The organism is Tepidibacillus fermentans (genome assembly GCF_004342885.1).
GTDB classification, from domain to species: domain Bacteria; phylum Bacillota; class Bacilli; order Tepidibacillales; family Tepidibacillaceae; genus Tepidibacillus; species Tepidibacillus fermentans.
Window position 1 is genome coordinate 70781 of the sequence record NZ_SMAB01000001.1, and the last position, 23883, is coordinate 94663.

At 37.7% G+C, this 23883-nt stretch carries 22 protein-coding genes; 1 reads left to right on the top strand and 21 read right to left on the bottom strand.

The features are described 5' to 3' along the window. Nucleotides 1-6: 6 nt before the first annotated feature. The 19 genes from EDD72_RS00355 to EDD72_RS00445 all read right to left on the bottom strand — a co-directional run bounded on the left by EDD72_RS00355 (nt 7) and on the right by EDD72_RS00445 (nt 21438). Nucleotides 7-747, bottom strand: coding sequence for a DUF881 domain-containing protein (locus EDD72_RS00355; protein WP_132766649.1), 741 nt, complete (start codon nt 745-747; stop codon nt 7-9). Continuing rightward, nucleotides 744-1499, bottom strand: a complete 756-nt coding sequence (locus EDD72_RS00360) for a cell division protein FtsQ/DivIB (RefSeq protein ID WP_165894854.1) — start codon at nt 1497-1499, stop codon at nt 744-746. The genes EDD72_RS00355 and EDD72_RS00360 overlap by 4 nt, the downstream gene beginning before the upstream one ends. 63 nt (nt 1500-1562) lie before the next feature. Beyond that, the gene (murA, locus tag EDD72_RS00365) at nt 1563-2828 is read right to left on the bottom strand and encodes a UDP-N-acetylglucosamine 1-carboxyvinyltransferase (protein WP_132766651.1); all 1266 of its coding nucleotides are present in this window, start codon (nt 2826-2828) and stop codon (nt 1563-1565) included. 15 nt (nt 2829-2843) lie between these two features. Next, nucleotides 2844-3749 (bottom strand): UDP-N-acetylmuramate dehydrogenase, encoded by a 906-nt coding sequence (gene murB / locus EDD72_RS00370; RefSeq protein WP_132766652.1) that lies wholly within the window; start codon nt 3747-3749, stop codon nt 2844-2846. Nucleotides 3750-3822: 73 nt separating this feature from the next. Beyond that, complete coding sequence (gene murG / locus EDD72_RS00375; protein ID WP_132766653.1) at nt 3823-4938, bottom strand: undecaprenyldiphospho-muramoylpentapeptide beta-N-acetylglucosaminyltransferase; 1116 nt, start codon at nt 4936-4938, stop codon at nt 3823-3825. 15 nt (nt 4939-4953) lie between these two features. Further along, nucleotides 4954-6051, bottom strand: a complete 1098-nt coding sequence (spoVE, locus tag EDD72_RS00380; RefSeq protein WP_132766654.1) for a stage V sporulation protein E — start codon at nt 6049-6051, stop codon at nt 4954-4956. 44 nt (nt 6052-6095) lie between these two features. After that, the gene (gene murD, locus EDD72_RS00385) at nt 6096-7451 is read right to left on the bottom strand and encodes a UDP-N-acetylmuramoyl-L-alanine--D-glutamate ligase (protein ID WP_132766655.1); all 1356 of its coding nucleotides are present in this window, start codon (nt 7449-7451) and stop codon (nt 6096-6098) included. Next, a complete protein-coding gene (gene mraY, locus EDD72_RS00390) occupies nt 7451-8413 on the bottom strand; it encodes a phospho-N-acetylmuramoyl-pentapeptide-transferase (RefSeq protein ID WP_132766656.1) in 963 nt (320 codons plus the stop codon). Before mraY ends, murD begins: the two co-directional genes overlap by 1 nt. 66 nt (nt 8414-8479) lie before the next feature. Next, entirely contained in the window at nt 8480-9856 is a 1377-nt protein-coding gene (locus EDD72_RS00395) for a UDP-N-acetylmuramoyl-tripeptide--D-alanyl-D-alanine ligase (protein WP_132766657.1), read from the bottom strand. Further along, the gene (locus tag EDD72_RS00400) at nt 9853-11340 is read right to left on the bottom strand and encodes a UDP-N-acetylmuramoyl-L-alanyl-D-glutamate--2,6-diaminopimelate ligase (RefSeq protein WP_132766658.1); all 1488 of its coding nucleotides are present in this window, start codon (nt 11338-11340) and stop codon (nt 9853-9855) included. Before EDD72_RS00400 ends, EDD72_RS00395 begins: the two co-directional genes overlap by 4 nt. Before the next feature lie 110 nt (nt 11341-11450). Beyond that, nucleotides 11451-13388, bottom strand: coding sequence for a stage V sporulation protein D (locus EDD72_RS00405; protein ID WP_132766659.1), 1938 nt, complete (start codon nt 13386-13388; stop codon nt 11451-11453). 130 nt (nt 13389-13518) lie between these two features. Then, on the bottom strand, nt 13519-15711 hold the full coding sequence (locus EDD72_RS00410) for a penicillin-binding protein (RefSeq protein WP_132766660.1): 2193 nt from the start codon (nt 15709-15711) through the stop codon (nt 13519-13521). Between the two features lie 21 nt (nt 15712-15732). Next, the gene (gene ftsL, locus EDD72_RS00415) at nt 15733-16116 is read right to left on the bottom strand and encodes a cell division protein FtsL (RefSeq protein WP_132766661.1); all 384 of its coding nucleotides are present in this window, start codon (nt 16114-16116) and stop codon (nt 15733-15735) included. A gap of 12 nt (nt 16117-16128) precedes the next feature. Further along, nucleotides 16129-17061 carry a 16S rRNA (cytosine(1402)-N(4))-methyltransferase RsmH gene (gene rsmH / locus EDD72_RS00420; protein WP_132766662.1) on the bottom strand — a complete coding sequence of 311 codons (933 nt, stop codon included), beginning with the start codon at nt 17059-17061 and terminating at the stop codon, nt 16129-16131. An 18-nt stretch (nt 17062-17079) separates the two neighbouring features. After that, entirely contained in the window at nt 17080-17511 is a 432-nt protein-coding gene (gene mraZ, locus EDD72_RS00425) for a division/cell wall cluster transcriptional repressor MraZ (RefSeq protein WP_132766663.1), read from the bottom strand. Nucleotides 17512-17725: 214 nt separating this feature from the next. Next, nucleotides 17726-18820, bottom strand: a complete 1095-nt coding sequence (locus EDD72_RS00430; RefSeq protein ID WP_132766664.1) for a radical SAM/SPASM domain-containing protein — start codon at nt 18818-18820, stop codon at nt 17726-17728. 15 nt (nt 18821-18835) lie between these two features. Next, nucleotides 18836-20011: a putative heme d1 biosynthesis radical SAM protein NirJ1 gene (nirJ1, locus tag EDD72_RS00435; RefSeq protein WP_132766665.1), complete on the bottom strand. Its 1176-nt coding sequence runs from the start codon at nt 20009-20011 to the stop codon at nt 18836-18838. 123 nt (nt 20012-20134) lie between these two features. Further along, the gene (locus tag EDD72_RS00440; RefSeq protein ID WP_165894856.1) at nt 20135-20506 is read right to left on the bottom strand and encodes a DUF3397 family protein; all 372 of its coding nucleotides are present in this window, start codon (nt 20504-20506) and stop codon (nt 20135-20137) included. A 2-nt stretch (nt 20507-20508) separates the two neighbouring features. Then, nucleotides 20509-21438: a ketopantoate reductase family protein gene (locus EDD72_RS00445; protein ID WP_132766667.1), complete on the bottom strand. Its 930-nt coding sequence runs from the start codon at nt 21436-21438 to the stop codon at nt 20509-20511. Nucleotides 21439-21652: 214 nt separating this feature from the next. On the opposite strand from EDD72_RS00445, the gene EDD72_RS00450 reads away from it, so the two are divergent. After that, nucleotides 21653-22126, top strand: a complete 474-nt coding sequence (locus EDD72_RS00450; protein WP_424565516.1) for an N-acetyltransferase — start codon at nt 21653-21655, stop codon at nt 22124-22126. Nucleotides 22127-22185: 59 nt separating this feature from the next. On the opposite strand, the gene EDD72_RS00455 is transcribed toward EDD72_RS00450, so the two are convergent. Together EDD72_RS00455 and EDD72_RS00460 are read right to left on the bottom strand one after the other, a co-directional pair. Further along, a complete protein-coding gene (locus EDD72_RS00455; RefSeq protein ID WP_132766668.1) occupies nt 22186-22818 on the bottom strand; it encodes an RsfA family transcriptional regulator in 633 nt (210 codons plus the stop codon). A 126-nt stretch (nt 22819-22944) separates the two neighbouring features. Then, nucleotides 22945-23697 (bottom strand): enoyl-CoA hydratase/isomerase family protein, encoded by a 753-nt coding sequence (locus tag EDD72_RS00460; protein ID WP_165894859.1) that lies wholly within the window; start codon nt 23695-23697, stop codon nt 22945-22947. Between the last annotated feature and the right edge of the window lie 186 nt (nt 23698-23883).

Genomic DNA, 23883 nt, shown 5'->3' on the forward strand with positions numbered 1-23883 from the left:
TTTCGATCATTCCTCTGCCTGAGATGTGTGTAATAAGGACAATTTATTTGTTTCAATTGTTCCCATATAACGTGGGATAACAACTTTGTCCACTTTTTGGGTTGTGATTTGAATTTCCCAGATCCGCAATGTATCTAATACCCCACCTGGTAACTCTAAGCCTTTTAATAGTGTATCAGGGTCGCCGATCGCTTTGATTTCAAATGGAGGTGCTTTCTTAATTGAATTCACGAGAATCGTTGGTCCCACACATTTAATGGTACTCGTACTAATCATTCGCTCTCCGTTGACACTAATAGCCTCTGCACCTGAGGCAAATAATTCATTCACCACTCTGCGTAAATCCTGTTCATGAACGATATAACTAGATACATCACCAGACATCTCTTTTGCTTTTTTGCTATCATTCAACGTAACAATAAGACCTGGTCCTTCCACATCCATGAGACCAGCCAACATCCGACTATAATCGAGCGTTTCATGGATCTTAGTTGCTTCATCTTGGTTTGCTTGAGCCTTTTGTTCGATACTATGGATCTGATCTTCTACTTCTCGAATTTGCTCTTCCAATTTTTTATTCTCTTCTTTTTGACGGATTAGTTTTTCCTGGATTTGTTGTTCTTTATTCCAAGAATAAGCTATATCAGTCATTGTTCGTTTATTTGTCAACTGATACTGAAATCCTACTAAAAAGCCTAAAAATAATAGAACAATGCTTAAATAGAGGTGTAACTTACTCACTTTCATGAATGATCACCACTGTCTTTAAATTCCTCAAAACGAATGGATTCAAGCATATAAATATCGCCTAGTTTTGTCGTTTTTTCTTTCACATTTTCAATAATACTTGGGTAAAGATTCAAATTGTTTGCTAGTTTTTCAAGGGATACATGGACTTTATACCCCTCATTCATAATCAGTAAAAGTTGGGAAGGATCATCAACTTGTCCATTTTGACGGATTTCAGAAATCTGATCTAGAATAACGGGTTGAATTTTTTTTAATTGATCCGCCAATTTCGAAAGTAATCGTTGATCCTTCCATTCTGTGATTAAGGGTCCATTCATAAACTGACCATTCATCGGTTTTGGAACGAGATAACCATTTTCTAAGATAGGTAACCATTCATTGTTTTTTTGCTGCAAAAAAGCAATCGGTTGATACTCTACGATTGAAATCTTTAACTTACTAGGAAACACTTTTTGAATCTCAACTTTTTTTATTTCCTGCAATTTTGCTAGTTTTTCTTCTAAGGATGAAGGGATTAAAAAGAAATACTGCATATTCAACCGAAGATTCCCTTGATCATAGATTTCTTTTTCCGTAAGAAAATGATTCCCTTGAATTTGTATATCTGTAATTCTACTAATGGATGAGTTAAAAAAAGCAATAATAGCTAAAACAAAAAAGAAAAATAATATAAGGTTCAAAACTCTTCGACTTCGCTTTGGCTTCACTATTTTCTTTCGGTATGGAGGAATCGTTTGTACCGAACTCAACTTCATCATCCTTATCCTTTGTACTTAACGGTTATCGCGTAAAAAGCGGCATGAAATATGCCGCTAAAAAGTCTTTATTCTCTCTATATTTGCACCCAAAGATTGTAAAATTGCTTCTAGATTCTCATAACCACGATCAATATGATAGATATCTCGAACCGTCGTTTTCCCTTCAGCAGCCATACCTGCAAGAACTAATGCGGCACCAGCCCTTAGATCAGAAGCTCTCACTTCTGTACCGAATAAACGATCTGTTCCTTGTATGATGGCTGCTCGACCTTCTATTTCAATTTTTGCTCCCATTGAAATTAATTGTTTGACATGCTTATATCGGGAATCAAAGACAGTTTCTTCAATCATACTCACCCCATCCGCTAATGACAACAAAGCCATAAATTGAGCTTGCATATCCGTTGGAAAACCAGGATAGGGGGATGTCAAAATTCTTTTTACTGCTTTAAGTCGACGGTTTTCTCTTGTTACAATCATTTTATCATTGTCGTTTTCAAATTCAATACCAACATATTGAAGATATTCAATTACTTTTGATAAATGGGCCGGAATTACATTCTTTAAGGCAATTTTCCCTCCAGTCATTCCGACAGCAGCCATAAATGTAGCTGCAGCAATTCGATCAGGAATGATTTGGTAATAGGGTACAGAATGAAGTCGGTCCACACCTTCAATGGTAATCACTTCAGTTCCTGCCCCAGAGACCCTTGCCCCCATCATATTCAGGAAATTCTGTAAATCAACTATCTCCGGTTCTTTTGCAGCGTGGATAATCTTTGTTATCCCTTTCGCTCTAGTAGCAGCCATCATAATGTTCTCCGTTGCCCCAACACTTGGATAATCGAGAACAATCGTGGCCCCTTGTAATCGATCTGTACGACAAACAATCCGATTCTCTAACTCCTCAATCTTTGCACCTAATGCTTCTAACCCTTTTAGATGTAGGTCTATTTTTCGTTCACCAATGGCACACCCACCCGGTCGGAAAACGGTAACTTCATGAAAGCGTGCCAGCAAAGGTCCCATCAGAAAGATCGATGATCTCATTTGCGACATCAATTCTTCAGGTACTTCTGTTGATATTATTGAACGAGTATCTAAAGAAATCGTATGTTGTTCTTGGTTTACATTCACTCCTAGTTTGGCTAGGATTTGAACCATGACATCAATATCTAATAGTTGAGGAATGTCATCGATTTGATGTATCCCCTCAGCTAAAAGGGATGCTGCAAGAATCGGAAGTGCAGCATTTTTCGCCCCTTGTATTTTTATGTTTCCTGAAAGAGGTCTTCCACCTTCGATGATAAAACTTTCCAAAGTTTCACCTCCGATTTATCCCTCACCAATCACTTCCACTTCAGGTTTTAGCCTAATCTTATAAGCTTCCCAAACTTTATCCTGAACGGTTTGAATTAAGGAGAGGACATCATTCGCCGTAGCTTGACCTACATTCACAATAAAATTTGCATGCATCATAGAGATCTGCGCACCACCAATTTGATAACCTTTTAAACCAAGTTCTTCGATTAAACGTGCAGCATAATCACCCTCTGGATTACGAAATACACTTCCAGCACAAGGTAGGTGGTATGGTTGTGTCTTTGTTCGACGTTCTTTAAATCGTACCATTTGTTCAATAATTTCTTTTCGGTCACCAAGCTTCAATTGAAAAAGAACAGATAAAAGAATTCCTTTTTCTTTCTGTAAACGCGATGTTCGATAAGCAAAATCAAATTCTTGATTAGACCATTTTACAATTCTTCCGTTTTCTAAAAGAATCTCTGCTTCAACGAGTATCTTTGAGATATCAGATCCATGGGCACCAGCATTCATATAGACCGCCCCACCAATCTTTCCTGGAATACCGCCTGCGAACTCAAAGCCCGTTAAGCTTTTTTTAGCCGCCAGATTTGCTAGACGGATGATAGAAACATTGGCACCTACTAAAACATGATGTTCATTAAATTCAATCTGTTCGAAGTCTGCAGAATCTAGATGAAGAATCGCTCCCCGATAACCACGATCGCGAACAAGCAAATTTGACCCTTTTCCTATCACTTTCCATGGAATTTGCTCTTCAGTTAAAATCAGAATGGTTTCCACTAACTTTTCTCGATTTTTTGGAATAATGAACCCATCGGCAACTCCGCCTATTTTCCACGAAGTATGTTTGGATAAGGGTTCATTTTCAAATATTTCTCCGACATTGGCTTGTTTTAGTCTGTTAATCCAATTCATAAAACACTATCCCCCTAAATATCACTGGGTCATACGATATATTATGTCTTTTTACCGAATTTGTGACAGCGGCCTAATTTTTTGTATGCAATAATGTCTTCATGATCGACACCATTCTACCCGCAGCATCGGGTTGTCCAATCATTTTAGACGCGTGAACCACTTTTTCCCGATTTTGCTCGTTCATCATCTCTAAAATGGTTTCTAAAAGGAGTTGTCCATTTAATTCTTTTTCACGAATCATTTTGGCTGCCCCTTGTTCTTCTAACCACTTCGCGTTTTTCTCTTGATGGTTGTTTGTTACATAAGGAGATGGGATTAATATGGCTGGGACTCCCAAAGCCGTAATCTCAGCTAATGTTGAGGCACCAGCACGACTAACGATTAAACTCGTCGCAGCTAAAATTTCCGGCATGTTATATAAAAATGGAAAAATCGAGACATTGGAGTATTGATTCAAATCAATCCCTCTGTTTTTGATTTCTTTTTGAATATTTTCATAATGAACTTCACCTGTTACATAAACAAAATGGTAATCTTCATATTGTGTTAATGAAGGTAAAACTTCCAAAAAACTTTCATTGATCGCTTTTGCACCGCGACTACCACCAACAAAGAGAATAATTCTCTTACTTGGCGAAATTCCCAATGCTTGAAATCCATTCATTGGATTCGCATTTACAACTTCAGTTGCACGAGGGTTACCTGTCAACTCAATTCTCTTCGCATTAGAAAAATACGGTCTTGCCCCTTCAAAGCTAATCGCTACTACATCAACAAAACGAGAAAGAAATTGATTTGTTAGACCTGGTATTACATTTTGTTCATGAATGATGGTTGGAATTTTTTCCTTACTAGCAGCATAAAGAACTGGTCCACAAACATAGCCACCAGTTCCGATTACAATATCAGGTTGAAACTCCCTGAGATATTTTTTTGATGTTTGAACACCTTTTAAAAAACGTAAAATTGTTTTGACATTATCAAAAGATAGTTTTCGTTTAAAACCAGTAATCTCAATCTCAACAAAAGAAAATCCTGCTTTTTCGACGATCCCTTTTTCTAATCCTTTTTTTGAACCAATATATAAAAATTCTGCGTTAGGAACCTGCTTTTTGATCTCCTTCGCCATTGCTAATGCTGGATAAATATGACCTCCTGTTCCTCCGCCAGATAAAACAACCTTCATTTCTCATCACCACATTTAACGCGAAAATCGCGAAATATTTAGTAAAATTCCAATTGCAGTTAAGGTTAAGGTGAGTGAAGAACCACCATAACTTAATAATGGAAGTGTAATACCAGTAACAGGAAACATTCCGATGACGACACCAATATTGATAATTACTTGAATAGCAACCATCCCAATAATACCAGTCGCAAGAAAACTTCCAAATAGATCAGGAGCCGTGATTGCTACTCGTAATCCCCGCCAAAACAGAATGAGGAACAGAATTAATACCGTAGCTCCTCCAATAAATCCCAGTTCTTCTGAGAGAATCGCAAAGATAAAATCAGTTTGTGGCTCAGGTACATAGAGATGTTTTTGCCGACTCATCCCAAGGCCTAATCCTAATAATCCACCCGGTCCGATTGCATATAAGGATTGAATAAGCTGATAACCAGTACCAAGCGGATCAGACCAAGGATCTAAGAATGCCCAAATCCGTTTCATCCGATAGGGAGCAGCAGCAATTAACCCGGCAAAACCCACGACTCCAACTAATCCTAAACCAACGAGATGTTTGATTCTCATACCAGAAACATACATCATTAAAATCGATGTTCCCACTAAAACAGTACCCGTTCCTAAATCCGGTTGTAACATGATTAAAGCAAAAGCAGCTCCAATAATTCCCAAGGGAGGCAAAAGCCCTTTGGTGAAATAGATGATTTTATTTTGTCGTTCAGATAAGAACTTCGCTAGAAAGATAATCATACCTAGTTTCGTGAATTCGGAAGGCTGAATACTAAAAGCACCAACACCTAGCCAACTGGTTGCTCCACCTCTTGTTAAACCAACACCAGGAATTAATACTAAAATCAGTAAGGCAAAGCTGACCATCAGTGCTACTTTTGCCCACTGTTTCCATACCCAATAATCAATATTTATCGTGACATATAAAGCTGCAATTCCTAACAGTGCAAAAAGAATTTGACGTTTCACATAAAAATACCAATCCCCAACTTCACGATAAGCCAATACGGCACTAGCACTATAAACCATCACAATACCGATTCCAAGTAGCAAGATCGTGGAAAGGATAATCCACCAATCAGGATTTGATCTTGATTTTGTCATTGATAAAACCCCCATCGTGTGTAGTACAGCTTGTATCAGCCTCTCTAAATTTTATGCACAGCTTCCTTAAACATTCGTCCTCGTTCTTCAAAAGAGGAGAACATATCCCAACTTGCGCATGCCGGAGATAATAAAACGACATCACCCGAAATGGCTGTGCGAGCGGCTAATTCCACTGCACTATCTACATTATCGACGGTGTAAATGCGATCTAATCCTGCGAGTTTGGCAACCTTTGAAAGTTTTTCGGCGGTTTGGCCAAAGGTGATCAATTCTTTGACATGTTGTTCAAAGGGTTCAATCAATTCATGAAAATCAATACCACGATCAAGACCACCTGCAATGAGAATCACTTTTTGGGGAAATGATTTTAGTGCTGTAATCGTTGCCGTTGGATTGGTTGCTTTGGAATCGTTATAATATGTTACCTGATTGGGAGTGGTTCGAACAAATTCTAATCGGTGTTCCACACCTTTAAAATCTCGTAAAACTTCCCGAATGATTTCTACATCAACACCATAAAGTCTAGTTGCTGTTATGGCAGCTAACACATTTTCTACATTATGTTCCCCTTTTAAGGAAAGTTCAGATACAGGAAGTATAGACTCTGTTCTTTCTTGATCTTTCCAATAAATGATTCCTTTCGATACATAAGTTCCTCTCTCTACTTCGTATTTCTTTGAGAATTGGAAAATTTGACTTTTTATCGACGGAATCAATTTTACACATTCTTCACAATCTACATTCAAAACAGCATAATCCTCAGGAGTTTGATTCTGGAACAGCTTGGCTTTTGATAAGATATAATCCTCCATTGATTTATGATAATCCAAATGTGCAGGATAAATATTGATAATTACCCCGATCTTTGGACGAAATGACTGAGTACCTTTTAGTTGAAACGAACTAAGTTCTGTAACAAGAACTTGGTTCTCATTGGCTAAAAATGCTTGTTCACTAACGACAGTTCCAATATTGCCTGCAACGATCGGATTTAATCCTGCTTGTTCGATAATCTCACCAATTAATGTTGTTGTTGTTGTCTTCCCATTTGATCCGGTAATCCCGATAAATGGAGCCTTTGATAGTTGATAAGCCACCTCTACCTCTGTAATCACTGGGATCTGTAAGGATAACGCCGTTTGAATTGGAGGTATATGATATGGGATTCCTGGATTCTTAATGACGAGATCAGTTTCATACGAAATTAAGTCATCTGGGTGAGAACCACAGATGACCTTGATACCTAAGCTCTCTAATTCATTTTTTCCCTTACATTGTTCCTCTGGCTTTGCGTCATTTACAATGACCTTTGCTCCAAGTTTTTGTAATATCTTTGCAACAGCTGTCCCACTCTTTGCTAATCCCAAAACAATGATTTGTTTATCTCTAAAATTCATTATCTCAACACCTCTAGATAAACTCCAATGCCAGCAAAAATGAATCCCACTAACCAAAAGACCATCACAACTTTCCATTCAGTCCAACCAGAAAGTTCAAAATGATGATGAATTGGGCTCATGCGAAAGACTCGTTTTCCTCGGGTTTGGAATGATATGACTTGAATAATAACCGATAAGGTCTCTATCACATATACCCCACCGATAATAACCAGTAATAGTTCGGTTTTGGTCAGAATGGCCATGGTCGCTAATGCACCACCAATTCCTAACGAACCGGTGTCTCCCATAAAGACCTTCGCTGGATGTGCATTAAAAATTAAAAATCCCAGCACAGCGCCAACCATGGCTGCACCGAAAATGGCGACTTCAAATTGAGAGTTACTTAAAGCAATGATCGAAAAAGCACCGAAAGAAATCGCGCTACTTCCTGCCAACAATCCATCGACTCCATCCGTTAAATTGACTGCGTTGGAAGACCCGACGGTCATAAAGATTAAAAAAGGAAAATAAAGCCATTTTAAATCAATTCCCCAAGATAGTCCAGGAATATAAAGTGCTGTGTCAAATCCTTGTTTTTGCAAAAAATAGTATAGCACAACTCCAATAAATAATTGGCCAAACAATTTTTGTCTGGCGGTTAACCCTAAGTTCCTTCGTTTGATGATTTTGATAAAGTCATCTAAGAATCCTAGAAAACCAAACCCCAATGTCACAAATAATAACAAGTAGAGATTCGTGGTATGTGGAGCGAATTTCAATACAGTAAAAATAAGTGCTAAATAAATGATGATCCCACCCATCGTTGGTGTCCCAGATTTGGCTTGATGGGATTTTGGACCTTCTTCACGAATAGACTGTCCTGCCTTCAATCTTCTTAATACGGGAATAAATAAAGGACCAAGGAGAGTCGATATTAAAAGTGACGCAATGATCGTATAAATAATAATCCGAAGTTCCATTGTTCTCTTCTCCTTCTGTTTCCTCAGAAAATAACTAATCCAATGATTGGAAGATAAATAGGCGATTTAGGAAAGAAGTTGCTGGACCACTCGTTCTAGATGCATGCCCCTTGAAGCTTTAACAAGAATAATTGAATCTGGATCAGAATGCTGATTGATAAAGGGAGCTATTTCATCGACATTCTCAAAATGGTATACATGCCTCTTTTCCATTCCATGCTCGATTGCGCTACTTGCAATCAATCTGCCTAATTGCCCTGTAGTCACTAATAAATCAAGCTTTAAGGAAGCACATAATTGGCCAATCTCTTGATGATAATACTCTGCTTGTTCTCCAAGTTCAAACATATCCCCTAATATGGCAATTCTTTTTTGGTATTGGCGAAAAGTTGTAAGTATCTGAAGGCTTGCTCTCATCGAAGTAGGGCTTGCGTTATAAGCATCATTAATTAATGTACTTCCGTTTTTCGTGATCGTTTTTTCTAAGCGCATACTGGTTAAATCAGGATGTTTTAAACCTTCTTTAATTTTGGAAAGAGGAACACCGAGTTGAATCCCGACCTCAATCGCCATGAGTCCATTGATCACATTATGAACCCCAAGTAAAGGAAGTGAATATTCTTCTCCAGACGAATGTCGAAATTGAACATCATTTAAATTTTGTCTGATCTCGATTGGAAACCGATCATTTCCGGTTTCACTTCCTACCCAAATCACATGATAAGATGAATCTAGTTTTTCCATTGCTGTTCGTAAAAGTGGTTCATCTCCATTTAGAATCAGTATACCATTTTCTTTTAAACCTTTTGTAATCTCTAATTTTGCTGCTGCGATATTTTCTCTGGTTTTTAGAAATTCAAGATGGGACTCGCCAATATTGGTAATTACTGCAAGATCAGGATAAGCAATCTGGGTTAGTATCTCGATTTCACCGCGATTATTCATCCCCATCTCAATTACGGCAACTTCTGTATCTTCTGGCATATTAAGTAGAGTAAGAGGAACACCAATATGATTATTATAATTCCCCTTTGTTTTGTGTACTCGATAATGGGTCGATAAAACAGAGGCAATTAAATCTTTCGTCGTGGTCTTCCCGTTGCTTCCCGTTACACCAACGACTTTCGGATTCACTTTGTTTCGATAATACCGTGCTAATTCTTGTAACGCCTTTAACGTATCTTCCACTAGAATAAGTGGAATTGTAATCCCTTCTGGGATCGATTTTGAACGATTCCACAAAGAGGCAACCGCACCTTTTTGTATCACATTTATGATATAGTCATGACCATCATACTGTTCCCCAACTAGAGGAATGAAAAGTTCTCCTTGCCCTATTTTTCTTGAATCTGTGCTAATTCCGTATATACTCTCATCCGATACTCGCGCTGGCACTACAGTACCAGATATTGCTTGAATGACTTCTCTTAATTTCAATTTCATTGTTGTTTTCCCCTTATCGCTTCCCTTGCAATCTCCCGATCATCAAAATGAATGACTTTGTCATGTAGAATTTGGTATGTTTCGTGTCCTTTTCCCGCGATTACAATGACATCATTCTTTTCTGCTTTTTGAATTGCGTATTCAATCGCTTTTTTCCGATCGACAATCGCAACATATTTGTCTGCTCCCGTGTTCATCTCACGTATTCCCGCTAAAATATCTTCGATGATTTGATCTGGATCCTCCGTTCGTGGATTATCAGAAGTGACAACGGCCACGTCACTATATTGAACTGCAATTTTCCCCATTAATGGACGCTTCGTCTTATCTCGATCCCCACCTGCTCCAAATACACAATAAATTTTACCCTTTGCAAATTCTTTTACGGTCTTCAGTACATTTTCCAAACTATCAGGAGTGTGAGCATAATCTACTAAAACGGCGAAGTCTTGGCCCAATGCAACAGGTTCAAATCGGCCGTCTATCCCGTCAATTTCTTCTAAACTTTTTTTAATCGATTCAAGAGTTATGCCTTCAATCAATGCTACGGTAATCGCAGCTAAGGCATTGTATACGTTGAATTTACCAACGAGTTTTAACTGGAGATCGATCGAACCTTTAAATGTTTCTACCGTAAATTCGTTTCCGTATGCGGAGATCTTGATGTTTGTTGCTTTAACATCTGCATCACGGTCGATTCCATATGTAATCACTTGGGCAGATGTAATTCTACGATAATATTCAGTGGCCTCATCATCCACATTTAGTACGGCATATTGGTTTTCACATACTTCGTTAGAATAGACATTCCCTAATTGAGAGAATAAAAGCCCCTTTGCATGGCGATACTGCTCCATGGTAACATGATAGTCTAAATGATCTTGGGTCAGATTCGTAAATACCCCAACATGATATTTGACACCACGAACTCTACCCATATCTAGGGCATGGGAAGAGACTTCCATCACCGCATAATCCGAACCGATCTCAACCATCTTTGCCAAAGATCGTTGTAATTCAAGAGCATCTGGTGTGGTATTTTTCACATCAAATATCTCATTTCCGATCTTCATTTTAATCGTTCCAATCAAACCGGTAGTATTACCTTGATCGGTTAAAATTTTGTCAATCAAATGGGTCGTTGTTGTTTTTCCATTTGTTCCTGTAACACCAATCACTTTCAATTGCTGGGATGGATGACCATAAAAGCGATCAGCCAAAAACGCCATTGCAAAACGGCTGTCTTTTACAATGACTTGGGGAACAGAGATTGATAACTCACGTTCACAGATCAGTGCAACTGCCCCGTTTTCAATTGCCTTTGGCGCAAAATCGTGACCATCCGCAGTGAAACCAGGTAAGCATAGAAATACACTCCCAGGTTGAACTTTCCGTGAATCGACTTCGATTCCATTTATTTCTATATCGAGATTTCCGATGGTTTTTGCAGTAAGTAATGGCTCAATTAATTGGCTTAATTTCATCCGGCGAACCTCCAGTTATTCTTATTCTCATTATTGACAAAAACAGGAACAATAAGACCCAACAGAAAAGCCAGGCAACCATTTTCCCTGGCAATCATATCAAATCTATTTTAATCCCCTTTTTTCGGATTGTCACCCATATATATTCGTAAAGTAGAACCTTTTTCGACCCGAGTTCCTGGTTTTGGAATCTGTTGAAGTACCACATTACCCGTTCCTTCAACTTCTAAAGTGAAATTCGTATAAAGGCTTTGAATGATATCATTTTTTGTCTGACCAATTAAATTGGGTACTTCTACATAAGGTATATCAATACCGTAACGATATTTTTTCTCTAACTGATCTTTTCTTTTTGGTATTTCTAAGTATTGCAAAGTAGAATCAATAATATTTTTGACAATCGGTGCGGCAACAGTTCCACCAAACTGAACGGTTCCTTTCGGATTATCAATCGCTACATAAATCACCACTTCAGGTTTATCTGCGGGTGCGAAACCAATGAAGGAAACAATATAATTGTTATCTAAATATCCGCCATTAGGTCCTACTTTTTGAGCAGTACCCGTCTTCCCACCAATACGATAGCCATCTATATAAGCATTTCGACCCGTTCCATTCGAAACCACACTTTCTAACGTTTGTCTAACTTGTTTCGATGTTTCAGGAGAAATCACTTGTCTTTTTATCTGTGGTTGAATCGTTTTTAGTACATCACCAGTTTCAGGATCACGTACTTCTTTTAACAAATGCGGCGTTAATAATTTTCCACCATTAATTGCAGCTGCTACCGCTGCAACTTGCTGAATCGGCGTAACCGAAACCCCTTGACCAAACGATGTTGTTGCTAGATTCACTGAATTTAACATCGATTTTTGATTAAATAAAATACCCTTTTGTTCTCCATAAAGGTCGATTCCTGTCTTTTCACCAAAACCAAAATTTTTGATATAAGAATAAAGTTTATCTCCACCCAATTTTTGTCCCATTACAACAAAACCGGGGTTGCATGAGTTTTCAACAACTTGTAAGAATGTTTCCGAACCATGACCTCCATCTTTCCAGCAATGCAATGTTGAATCCGCCACTTTAATATAACCCGGATCAAAAAAATGATCGTCTAGGTTAATCGTTTTTTCCTGTAATGATGCAGCCAACGTTATAATCTTAAACGTGGATCCTGGTTCGTAAGCCATCCAAATCGGTAGATTGCGATTATAGACTTCCGATGGATATTCTTTAAACCGGCTCGGGTCATAATTAGGCCTGCTAGCCATTCCCAAGATTTCCCCTGTATTGGGGTCCATCGCAATCGCGATTGCATGGTCTGGATTATAGGTCACTACAGCTTGGTCTAATTCCCGTTCGATATAGGATTGTATATTTTTATCAATGGTTAACACAAGATCATAACCGTTTTTTGGCGGAGTGAAGCGTTGACTTTGATTAGGCATCTCCCTTCCTTTTGCATCAGCATAGAAGGAAATCGCTCCATTCTTTCCTTTTAGTAAATCATCATAGACGACTTCAATACCCGCCAAGCCTTGATTATCAATACCGACAAAACCCAAAACATGAGAGGCCAAATCTTTCTCAGGATAATAACGTTTGCTCTCTTCAGTTATTGCAATCCCTGGTAATTTTAATTTTTCGATTTGAACCGCTTTTTCCTCAGGGATTTTCCGAGCGACTCGAACAATTAATTCTCTTTGCGTAATTAATTTATAAATTTTTTCTTGATTCATTCCAAGGATATTCGCCAACTCTTTTGCCGTATAATTCGGATCCTTGATCTGAACGGGTATGGCCATGACAGATGGAGCGCTAACATTATAAGCTAATACTTCACCATCACGAGTAAAAATTTTACCACGTTTGGCTTCAACTGGAATATCCCGACTCCATAAATCTTCTGCTTTATCCGCTAACCATTGTCCTTTTGCTAATTGAACATAACCAAGCCGTCCAATGAGTGAAACAAAGAGAAAACTCCCGATCACGAAAGATAGCCAGATTCTTTTCCGAACAGTGACTTGAGATACTCTTCGCACGATTTGTCCCCCTTTGATTATCCATCACTCCTTTTAATCATATTCAAGTGATGATAAAGATAGAACAAGCCAATGCGTAATCTAACACAAGTTCAGTTTGAAAAATATTCAGACCATCATCGAACCGTTTTCACTCGTTTCTATTTGATTTTGCTGTAGAACTTTGAGAATTCTCTTTTTCTGATGGGTTGTTATCAATTCCCTGATCACTTAACTTTAATTCTAAAATTTGACCAGTATAAGGTGTGTTAGGTGTTTCACTTTGTTCGATTACAAAACCACTGCCTACTGGTTTAAAAGAAATACCTAATGCCGTACAATACTCCATCGCTTCACGAAGAGATTTTCCTCTAAGGTCAGGTATTCGTATCTCCTCTTTGGGAACAGTAATTAAATAAATACGTTCACCTTTTGCTAATTGACTTCCTGGCTTCGGATATTGAGCTAATACCGTTTTCCCTCCACCAATAACAATGGGATTCATTCCTTTCACTCTGAACTGCTTCTCTACGGTAGAAACCGATTGATTAAGAACATTATCGAGTCTGATATAACTTGACTCGTCAACATTTGACTGCACTTCGGTATCCATTGGTACTTTTAGATAACGAAGACTATTTTGCATAATATCTTTAAAGATCGGTGCAGCAATTGTACTACCAAAGTAAGGCGTATTTCCTACGTTCGGCTCTTCTACAACAACATAGGTTAGTAGTTTTGGATCGTTGGCTGGGGCAAAGCCAATAAAAGAAACAATATATTTCCCTTTTAAATAACCCTTTCCATTTGGATTCGGTATTTGTGCTGTTCCCGTTTTACCTGCAACATGATATCCTTCGATATATCCTGGACGATTATCAAATTGGACGACTTTCTCTAAAACTTCTCTTGTTTTACGAGCAGCTTCTTCAGAAATTACTCTTCTTTTCTCGATAGGTTCATTTTTACTAATGATTTGGTGTGTCTTTGGATCTCGTATTTCCTTGACGATATAAGGTGTCATTAAATGCCCACCATTTGCTACTGCCGAAACGGCCATCACTTGTTGAATTGGTGTAACTGCTACCCCTTGGCCAAAAGACATCGTAGCTACTTCACTCGGCCTAGCTTCCGCTTCATCTTTCATAATTCCATTCGATTCACCTGGTAAATCGATTCCTGTTTTTTGGTCAAACCCAAAATCTCGAATATAAGAGAAAAGTTTTTCTTTTCCTAAACGCTCATACCCTAAATGAACAAAAGCGACGTTACTAGAACGTTGAACACCTTCTAAGAAAGAGATCCTGCCCCATCCACGTCCATTGTTATGGTCTTTTATAACTGCCCCTGGGACACGAATCGATCCCGACTGATATGTTTCATTTGGATTGAAGACTCCTTCCTGAATTGCTGCCGCTAACGTTACAATTTTAAACGTAGAACCAGGTTCAAATTGGTAACTGGTTGCATAGTTCCGGTAATCCTGTATCTCCCAATACTCATTCGGATCATAATCAGGCCGATTTGACATGGCTAAGATTTCCCCTGTTTTCGGGTTCGCAACAATTGCGATCATCTTTTTCGGGTGGTACATCGCATCTGCTTTATCTAAAGCATTCTCTACATACTGTTGAATGGTTTTATCAATCGTTAATACCAGTTCATTCCCATCTTTCGCTGGTTTGAATAATTCTTGCCCATCAGGTAATTGGTATCCTTTTGGGTCTCGTTTCACCTTTAATTCTCCAGGTTCTCCACGTAATTCTTTGTCATATTGTAATTCAATTCCCATTGCACCGAACTGTTGCTCATTATTCGTTTTTTCATCTTGCTTATAATTCACAAATCCTAACGTATAGGCGGCTAGAGAATGATTTGGATAATATCTTTTCGCTTCTTCACGTAAAAAAATTCCGGGCAAATTCAATTCCTTTATTTTATCGGCTGTATCTTTATCAACCTTTTTTCCACCATTTTTCAATTCGACTTGAAAAACTTTCTTCGTTAACATTGAGTATAATGTACTTTGATCCATATTAAGAAGCGGTGCTAATTTTTGTGCCGTAGTCAGTGGATCAACAACATGATTCTCATAATTTTTGGATAGCACGGCGATTACAGAGTATGCTGAAGCATTGTATGCTAATGGTTCATTATTTCGGTCGTAGATTGTTCCCCTTTTTGGCTCTAAGACCGTGGATTGATCCCATAAATTTTGCGCTTTTTCTTGCAGCATTTTTGCATCAACCACTTGAATATAAAAAATACGACCAATTAAAACCAGAAAAAGGATTATTACACCAAGACCAATCCAGAGTGAACGTTTATTGATGTTCTTTTTCATAGATAAACGCACCTCTACTCTTTATTGTTGACGGTTGTGTAATTGATTGGACAACATGACAATTTGTTCTTCGTTTAACTTCATTCCCAACTTTTTTTGGGCAATCGACAATATCCGTTCTGGTGAGCTTAAATTGGCAATTTTCAGTTGAAGGCTTTCATTTTCAAGTTGGATTGCTTTTATGGCTTGTTCCTGTTTTTGAATCAAATAATTATATTCTACGATTTGCGCATAATTGGAAATGATCACACTAGCAACTACGACAACTAATAATACCATTACAAGATAGAATAATTTTTCCCTAATGGGCATTGTTGATTTCTTTACTTTTGTAACGGTCTTTTTCTGTACTGTTTCTTTTTCACGTGCTTGGTATGCTAGATTTCCATTTGTATAAGATACCATGACACATACCTCCTAAAGTTTCTCCGCGATTCTTAATTTTGCTGAACGTGCCCTAGGGTTGTTCCTTAATTCATGCTCACTTGGAACGATTGGTTTTTTGGTTACGATTTTTACTCTCGGAGTTTGCCCACAGGTACAAATCGGAAAATCTGGTGGACAAACACATCCCTGTGCATACTCCGTAAATACTTGTTTGCAAATTCGGTCTTCTAATGAATGAAAGGTAATGACACTTACCCTACCCGTTGGTTTTAGTATGTCAATTGCATCATGAATTGCCTTCTCAAATACGTTCAACTCATCATTAACCGCAATCCGAATGGCCTGAAAAGTTCTTTTTGCCGGATGAGGTCCTGTTCTTCTAGCTGGTGCTGGAATTGCTTCTTTAATGATATCGACTAGCTCACCCGTTGTTTCGATCCTTTTTTTACTACGATGTTCTACAATTTTTTTGGCGATCTGCCGGGAAAATTTTTCTTCCCCATATTGGTATATCATTTGTGCGAGTTCTTGTTCTGACCACTCGTTTACAACCATCTCTGCTGTTAATTCTTGACTCTGATCCATCCTCATATCCAATGGAGCATCATGTTGATAGCTAAACCCTCTTTCTCCTTCATCTAACTGTGGGGAAGATACTCCTAAATCAAAAAGCACACCATCCACTTGCTCGATTCCCTGATCGAGTAAAACCTCTTTTAGGTATCGAAAATTGGTTTTAATTAACGTGATACGATTTTTATAGGGTTTTAGCCGTTCTTTGGCAGATTCAATCGCATGATCATCTTGATCTAGACTAAAGAGGTGACCACCCTCGTCTAACATGGATGCGATTCGTTCTGAATGTCCTCCTCCACCTAACGTACAATCCACATAAATTCCGTCTCCTCTGATATTTAGGCTAGCAACTGCTTCATGTAATAAAACTGTGGTATGTTTAAACATGATGTGTAACCTCCACTGTTATAAGTCAAAATCCACGATTTTTTCTGCAATTTCATTGAATGATTCTTCCGATTCCTCATAGTATGAATCCCAGAGTTTCTTACTCCAAATTTCAACTCGATTGGAAACACCAATAAATACACATTCTTTTTCTAATTCTGCATATTCGCGCAAGTTAGCAGGAATCATCACTCTTCCTTGTTTATCTAATTCGCATTCAATCGCTCCAGAGAAGAAAAAGCGGGTAAACTTCCTAGCATCAGCTTTGGTAAAGGGTAATGATTTTAATTTTTGTTCTACTTGTTTCCACTCTGATTGTGGATAAACGAATAATGATTGATCCAAACCTCTTGTGATGACGAATGTGTTTCCTAATTCTTCACGAAATTTGGCAGGAATAATGACTCGGCCCTTATTATCAATATTATGTTGAAATTCACCCATAAACATGCCAAGTCACCCCACTTCTTCTCCATTTTAAACCACTTTCCTCCACTATTCACCACTCGACTATCCATATTCTGCAAATCAAAAAAAAAATCCTGCTAACATACAGGATTTTTTCTAAAAAAAATCTTTTTACCTATAGATAAGTCAAAATACCTAGAAAGGAAATCCAACACAAGTGCGATACGGTAAAAAGAGCCTAGCGATAAGCTAGACTCTAACGAACCATTTTTGGTTCATAGATACAATATGGTTCTGCCGCCATGTAATTTCCCGTTTCATAAAACGCTCTGGCTCGACATCCCATACAGACGTTTTGAAATTCACATACCCCACATTTTCCTTCTAATTGCGATTGATCCCGTAACCGGAGGAAAACAGGAGACTCATTCCATATATCCTCAACCTTTTGTTGCTTCACATCTCCCGCTTCAACTGGAAGATAGCCACAGGGTTGTACTTTTCCTTTATGAGAGATAAAGAAAACGCCTGTCCCTGCAAGACATCCTTTCGTCATAGCTGCCATTCCGTGTGTTTGAAATGTAATGCGTTCTCCCCGTTCTTTTGCTTTCTGACGAATAATTCGATAATAATGTGGTGCACAAGTGGCTTTCATTTCTAAAGGAACTTCACGTGATTGTTCATAGAACCACCCGAGCACCTCTTCATATTGTTCAGCTGGTAACATTTCATTATCCGCAATTTGAATTCCACATCCAACCGGCACAAGCATGAATAAATGTAACGCAACCGCTTCCTTCTCAACAGCAAGTCTAAGAATATCCTCAATCTCCCCTACGTTATGTTTACTAATTGTGGTGTTAAATTGGACATCGACTCCTGCGTCTTGTAAGTATTTCGCTCCTTGTAGTGCCCGATCGAACGCACCATCGATTCCTCGGAATCCATCATGTGTATTTTTATTTGCCCCATCTATACTAATGGATACCCGTCTAATCCCAATTTCCTTTATTCTTTTTGCAATCGTTTGATCAATCAATGTCCCATTTGTTGCCAGTGCTACTTTCAGCCCTTTGTGAATCGCATAAGTAGCAATTTCGAAAAAGTCAGGTCGATACAATGGCTCCCCACCTGTTAAGACAAGAATCGGGTCTGCAAACGAAGCAATCTCATCAATGACACGGTATGCTTCTTCAGTAGTTAGCTCTTCCTGATTCCGGTTCGGCTTTGCAGTGGCACGACAATGAACACATTTTAAATTACAACCCTCTGTCAATTCCCAAAAAACAAGCCGTGGAACATATTCCTTCCGAGTGTGTTCTCCTATACCCCCATGTATTGGATGACCCATGTGTACTTCTCCCCCCTATTTCAAGCCGATTTCTTCATCGGTTAAATAACAAGCTGGGTCTGATTCCCAAAAATCTCCCGTCGCCGCTTCTGCACGTGAACGGAAGTTCCCATTACATATCTCTAACCATTGACAAGACGCACATCTTCCTTTTAATAAGGGTTTTCGATTTTTTAATCCTTGTAAGATGGGATGTTCAGCCTTTGTCCAGATATCCCCAAAGTGTGTATCACGAACGTTACCAAACGTATGATTCATAGTAAATTGATCTGCATGAACATCGCCTTTCCAGTCAATATTGGCAATGGCAATACCTGAACGATTTCCACCGTTTCTTTGTAGCATTTCTAAAATATAAGCCGCTTGATCTGGATTTTGATCCTTCATTTTTAGATAAAGATAAACGCCGTCAGCATGGTTATCGACAGTCAGAATCTCCTTATCCAATCCTCGACGATGAAAATCTAGTGTTCTTTCTACAATAATATCTACTGCATCCCTTGTTTCTTCATGAGTTAAATCATCTTTCATCATTTGGCTTCCTCTACCAGAATAACCAAGATGATAGAAACAGGCCCGGTTGATATTTTCTTTCTCAATGAAATCAAAAATTTGATGCAATTGAAGATAGTTATGTTTATTGATCGTAAAACGAAGGCCAACCCGTTGATTCACTTCAACCAAATTGCGTAATCCTTGTAAAGCTTTTTTAAATGACCCTTTGGTTCTACGAAACTCATCATGTTTTTCATCGATTCCGTCAAAAGAAATCCCCACATAACCGACACCAATCTCTTTGATTCGCTTCGCTGTCTCTTTATCGATTAAAGTACCATTAGTCGAAAAAGTGACCCGAATCCCTTTTTGGATTGCATATTCTGCCAAATCAAGAATGTCAGGCCGAATGAGAGGCTCCCCTCCAGAAAGTAATAGAACAGGCACCGAAAACTCAGCTAGTTCATCGATCATTTTCATTGCTTCTTCTGAGGTTAATTCATTCTCATATTTTTTATTCTCTGAATTGGAATAACAATGAATACAGTTTAGATTACAAGTCCTTGTCACATTCCAAACGACAACAGGACCATGGTTTAAATGGGTGCCATGAATACGTCCTCTTGCCCCTTCACTATAACGTAACTTGTCCCCATAATTCCTAGAATTCGTTAGAAGTTTTGTGATTCCTATCATATTCCCAGTCCCCTCCTTTGTACCGTAAACATTACTACTAAAAGATTGAAAACCATTGCATATTAATTATACCGTATCTCGAATCATTTGCGACAAAAGATTCTTTTATAACAAACGATTCTTTTATCTTTGAAAAAGTCCTATTAAGAAAAATAACAAATAAAAGAAGCTAAGTGAGAGAAACGATAGCTTTGAAGTAGAAGTCATCACTTTCTTATAATTTAATACCCCTCGCATTTTTTGTTGAAGATAGCTGATGATGATCAAGATCAGTAAGACCCACAGCAAGCTCCAAAGAAATCCAAATTTAGTCTGAAAGATATAATTGATTTCCGCACTTACGGCACTAATCAATAGAAGTGTTGTGAAATGAATCGCAAATTCTTTCGCTGTTCTATTCTTTCTCCCTGTGAATAGGAGCAAATAATAAATCAGGAAAAAAGAGATAAATGGAACCGTTGCAATTAAAGCATACGTTTGAATGATAAATCCCACTCTCACCACTTCCTTTTGGCCAACTGGTTTTCTTTTGCATGAACCATTAAGCGAATACTTTCTAATAATGTAGTCGTCAAATGATTCCGTATTCCTAAATCAATGATTGGTTTTAGGATACTATCAATTTCCGTCATTTGTCCCCTTCGTAAATCTTGCAGCATGGATGATTCATTATCTTTTGTCTGGATACACACTTGTTCAATCGCATTCGCTATATTTTCGTCAATCGGAACTTCTGCTTTTCTTAGAACTCTTATAATTTCACTTAGTAATTGATTCGAAAGTGTTTTTAAATACGGATCTTCGATTAATTCCCCATTTTTTACCTCAAACAGTGCGGTCAACGGATTAATCACTGCATTGATGACAAGCTTATGCCAAATCTTCTCTTTAATCTTTTCGGAATAGAAAGCACGAAATCCTGCTTGGTCTAATAAAGATAACAAATCTTCGATCGAACCATCAGTTTGTTCTTCTAACCTACCCAGCCAGATCTCACCTTTCCCCGTATGACGAATATGATTCCCAGCTTTTCGTAACGCTCCTTCTGTTGTGACTGCCAAGTAAACGGGATTTGATATCTTCTGTTTTAAATATTCAAAATGACCCATTCCATTTTGAAAACAAATGACTTTCGTATGTTTGTCTGACCATTTCTTGATGGTTGTTTCAATTCCTGCAATATTGGTTTGTTTTACCGTGAGAAAAATCCAATCAACTGTTTGTCCATGGTCGAACTGAGAATACACTTTTACGTTTAATGAATAATTTGTCCCATCTATCTCTTGCAAATAAAGCTTCTCTTTTTGAATGAGGCGTTTTTGTTCTTCCGTTTTTGTGATGAGATAAATATTTTCATCTGAATGGATGATAAATCGAGAAGCAAATAATAACCCTAGGGAGCCAGCTCCTATAATCGCAATCTTCATTCCTACCCTCTCCAAAAATGATTTTTCATTTAATAATACATAGAAATGATTTAAAATTTTTAAAATTTTAAATTAAATTATACCTATCGTTACATATTTGTAGTATAATATAGAAAAATAAAGAATTTTCTAATAATAAAACATTTTAGTTATCGTAAAAAATTGCTAAAAATTTAATTCAATTCTTAAAAATTATAGAAAGGTGGAGTCAATCATGTCAATCTCAATATCTCAGGTTGTACCACTCAAAATAAATTATAAAACCATGGAGGAATTCCGAAAATTTCGGGAATATGGTTTAGAAGAATTGGCTATGTTAGAAGATTTAGAGGCCAATTTAATTGAAGATGATGCGAACTCACCATTTTTTGGAATCTATGAGGGGGATAAATTGGTTGCTCGAATGAGTTTATATTCGATTAGTAAGAAATATGACCAGTATTTCTTTCCCCCTCAGAATCATTACGAATTATTTAAACTAGAGGTATTACCTGATTACCGAGGAAAAGGTTATGGGACCGCATTAGTAAAATATGCGATGAGCCTTGGTTATCCAATTAAAACCAATGCGAGAAATGCCTCCGATCAATTCTGGCTAAAAATGGGATTCAAACCTGCTAGATATGACTCTCAAAGAGATCGTGGAGAAAATCCATACCTATGGCATCCTGAGATGGAAAAAGAATAAGAAATAAAACAAGGGAGATGTAGTGTGATCATCTCCCTTTTACTTATCTACTTTTCTTACTAATCAATCCGCTCGAGATTTCCATTGAAATCCATTTTAAAAACAGGCTTAGAACCATCATCTTGTGGTAAAAATGCCATTTTTCGAGCTCGATCAATAATCTGAATAAGAGCTTTATAATCTTCATTCACAACTTGATAATCAGATTCCAAATATTTCACTTTCTCTTTTAACTCTTTATTCTCTTGTTTCAGCTGTTCTAACTCTCTATTCTTTTCTTCCAAGTCTTTCTCTAACGTTCTATATTTTTTTCCTACATCTTGAACAAATAACTTCTGTTTTCTTAAGAAACGAATCACACTATCATACGATAGTTCAGAATCTATTTCCTGTTTAGCAGATGTTTCTTGTGTGAACTCTTCACTCATTTCTAGATCAACAGTTTCTTTGATAGGCTGATAATTTTTTCTTTTTTGCCGTTGTGCCTTAGCAATCTGGATCGCTGCTTCATATTTTTTACGAATTAGACTATTCCAACGAAAACCACAAGCAGCAGGAGTACGATTTAATTTCTGTCCTATCTCTTCAAATGCTTTTAATTGTGTACTACCTTCCCGAATATGGCGTAAAATTACTTCCGCTAAGAGAAGGTCTTCATCTTCAGTCCATGCATCTTGTCTTGTTGCCACCATATGATAATCCCCCCGTAAAAAACAAGTTACTATATTTTTATGAAGATCATAGTTTTCATAGAATCATAAGATACTACTATTTTTTATATCCATTTCTTCTTTTTTTTAATCAGGGGGAATTAGGATTTACTTATTTTTTTGTAAAAATTCATCTACAGCACGCTCATGTTCTACCGATTCCCATAATGTGCTACAAGATTCGATCTCTTTCTTTTGATTTTCTACGAATGTCCTCCCATCTCGTACTCCGTTTGCTAAATCAATGTAAGCCTGAAGACTTTCTAAGGAATGAGAATTGATCTTATCGGCAAACAAAAGTACTTCATCAAAACTACTAACCTCTTTCAATGCGATTTCATATTGAAGGATCTGCTCATTGTTTAAGATGTCACCCGTTAATAACAGGGAAAGCGCCTTCGTCCTTCCTAATTTCTCAAGCAATAGTGTCCCTCCACCCCAACCTGAGGTAACTCCTAGATTAATTTGAATGAATCCCATCTTCGCTTGGTTACTAATAAAGCGAAAATCACAAGCCATCGCCAATTCGGCTCCCCCTCCAAGAGCGTAACCATTCACGTACGCAATCGTCGGTTTTCCTAGGTTGACAATCTGAGTGATAACTTTACCCATTTTTTCCAACATTGGCTTGACTTCATCTTTAGATTTTAATTGATGGAACTGTCCTAAATCGCCACCTGAAGAGAACGAGCGTTCAACCCCCGTAAAAATAATCGTTTTAATCTGCGAACTTTGTTTGGCTTGATCTAAGACTTTCCTTAATTCATCCATCATTTCAAAATTTACAGCATTTCGAAATTCTGGACGATTTAATACAATGATCAGTGTTTCTTTTTTTTGTTCTACCTGAATTGTTTTCAATTTGTTCCTCCATCCCTTCATATTCACCTTATTTATTTTCCATTATATTACAACCTAAAATGATATTATAGATTTCGTCGCGATTTAATCGAAAATCCTCTATGGATTTAATTTGTTTGAAATATATTTTTCTTTTTTATATATTTTTTTTAAGAAAAAATGTAAATGAATTAAAGTTGGAGGTGA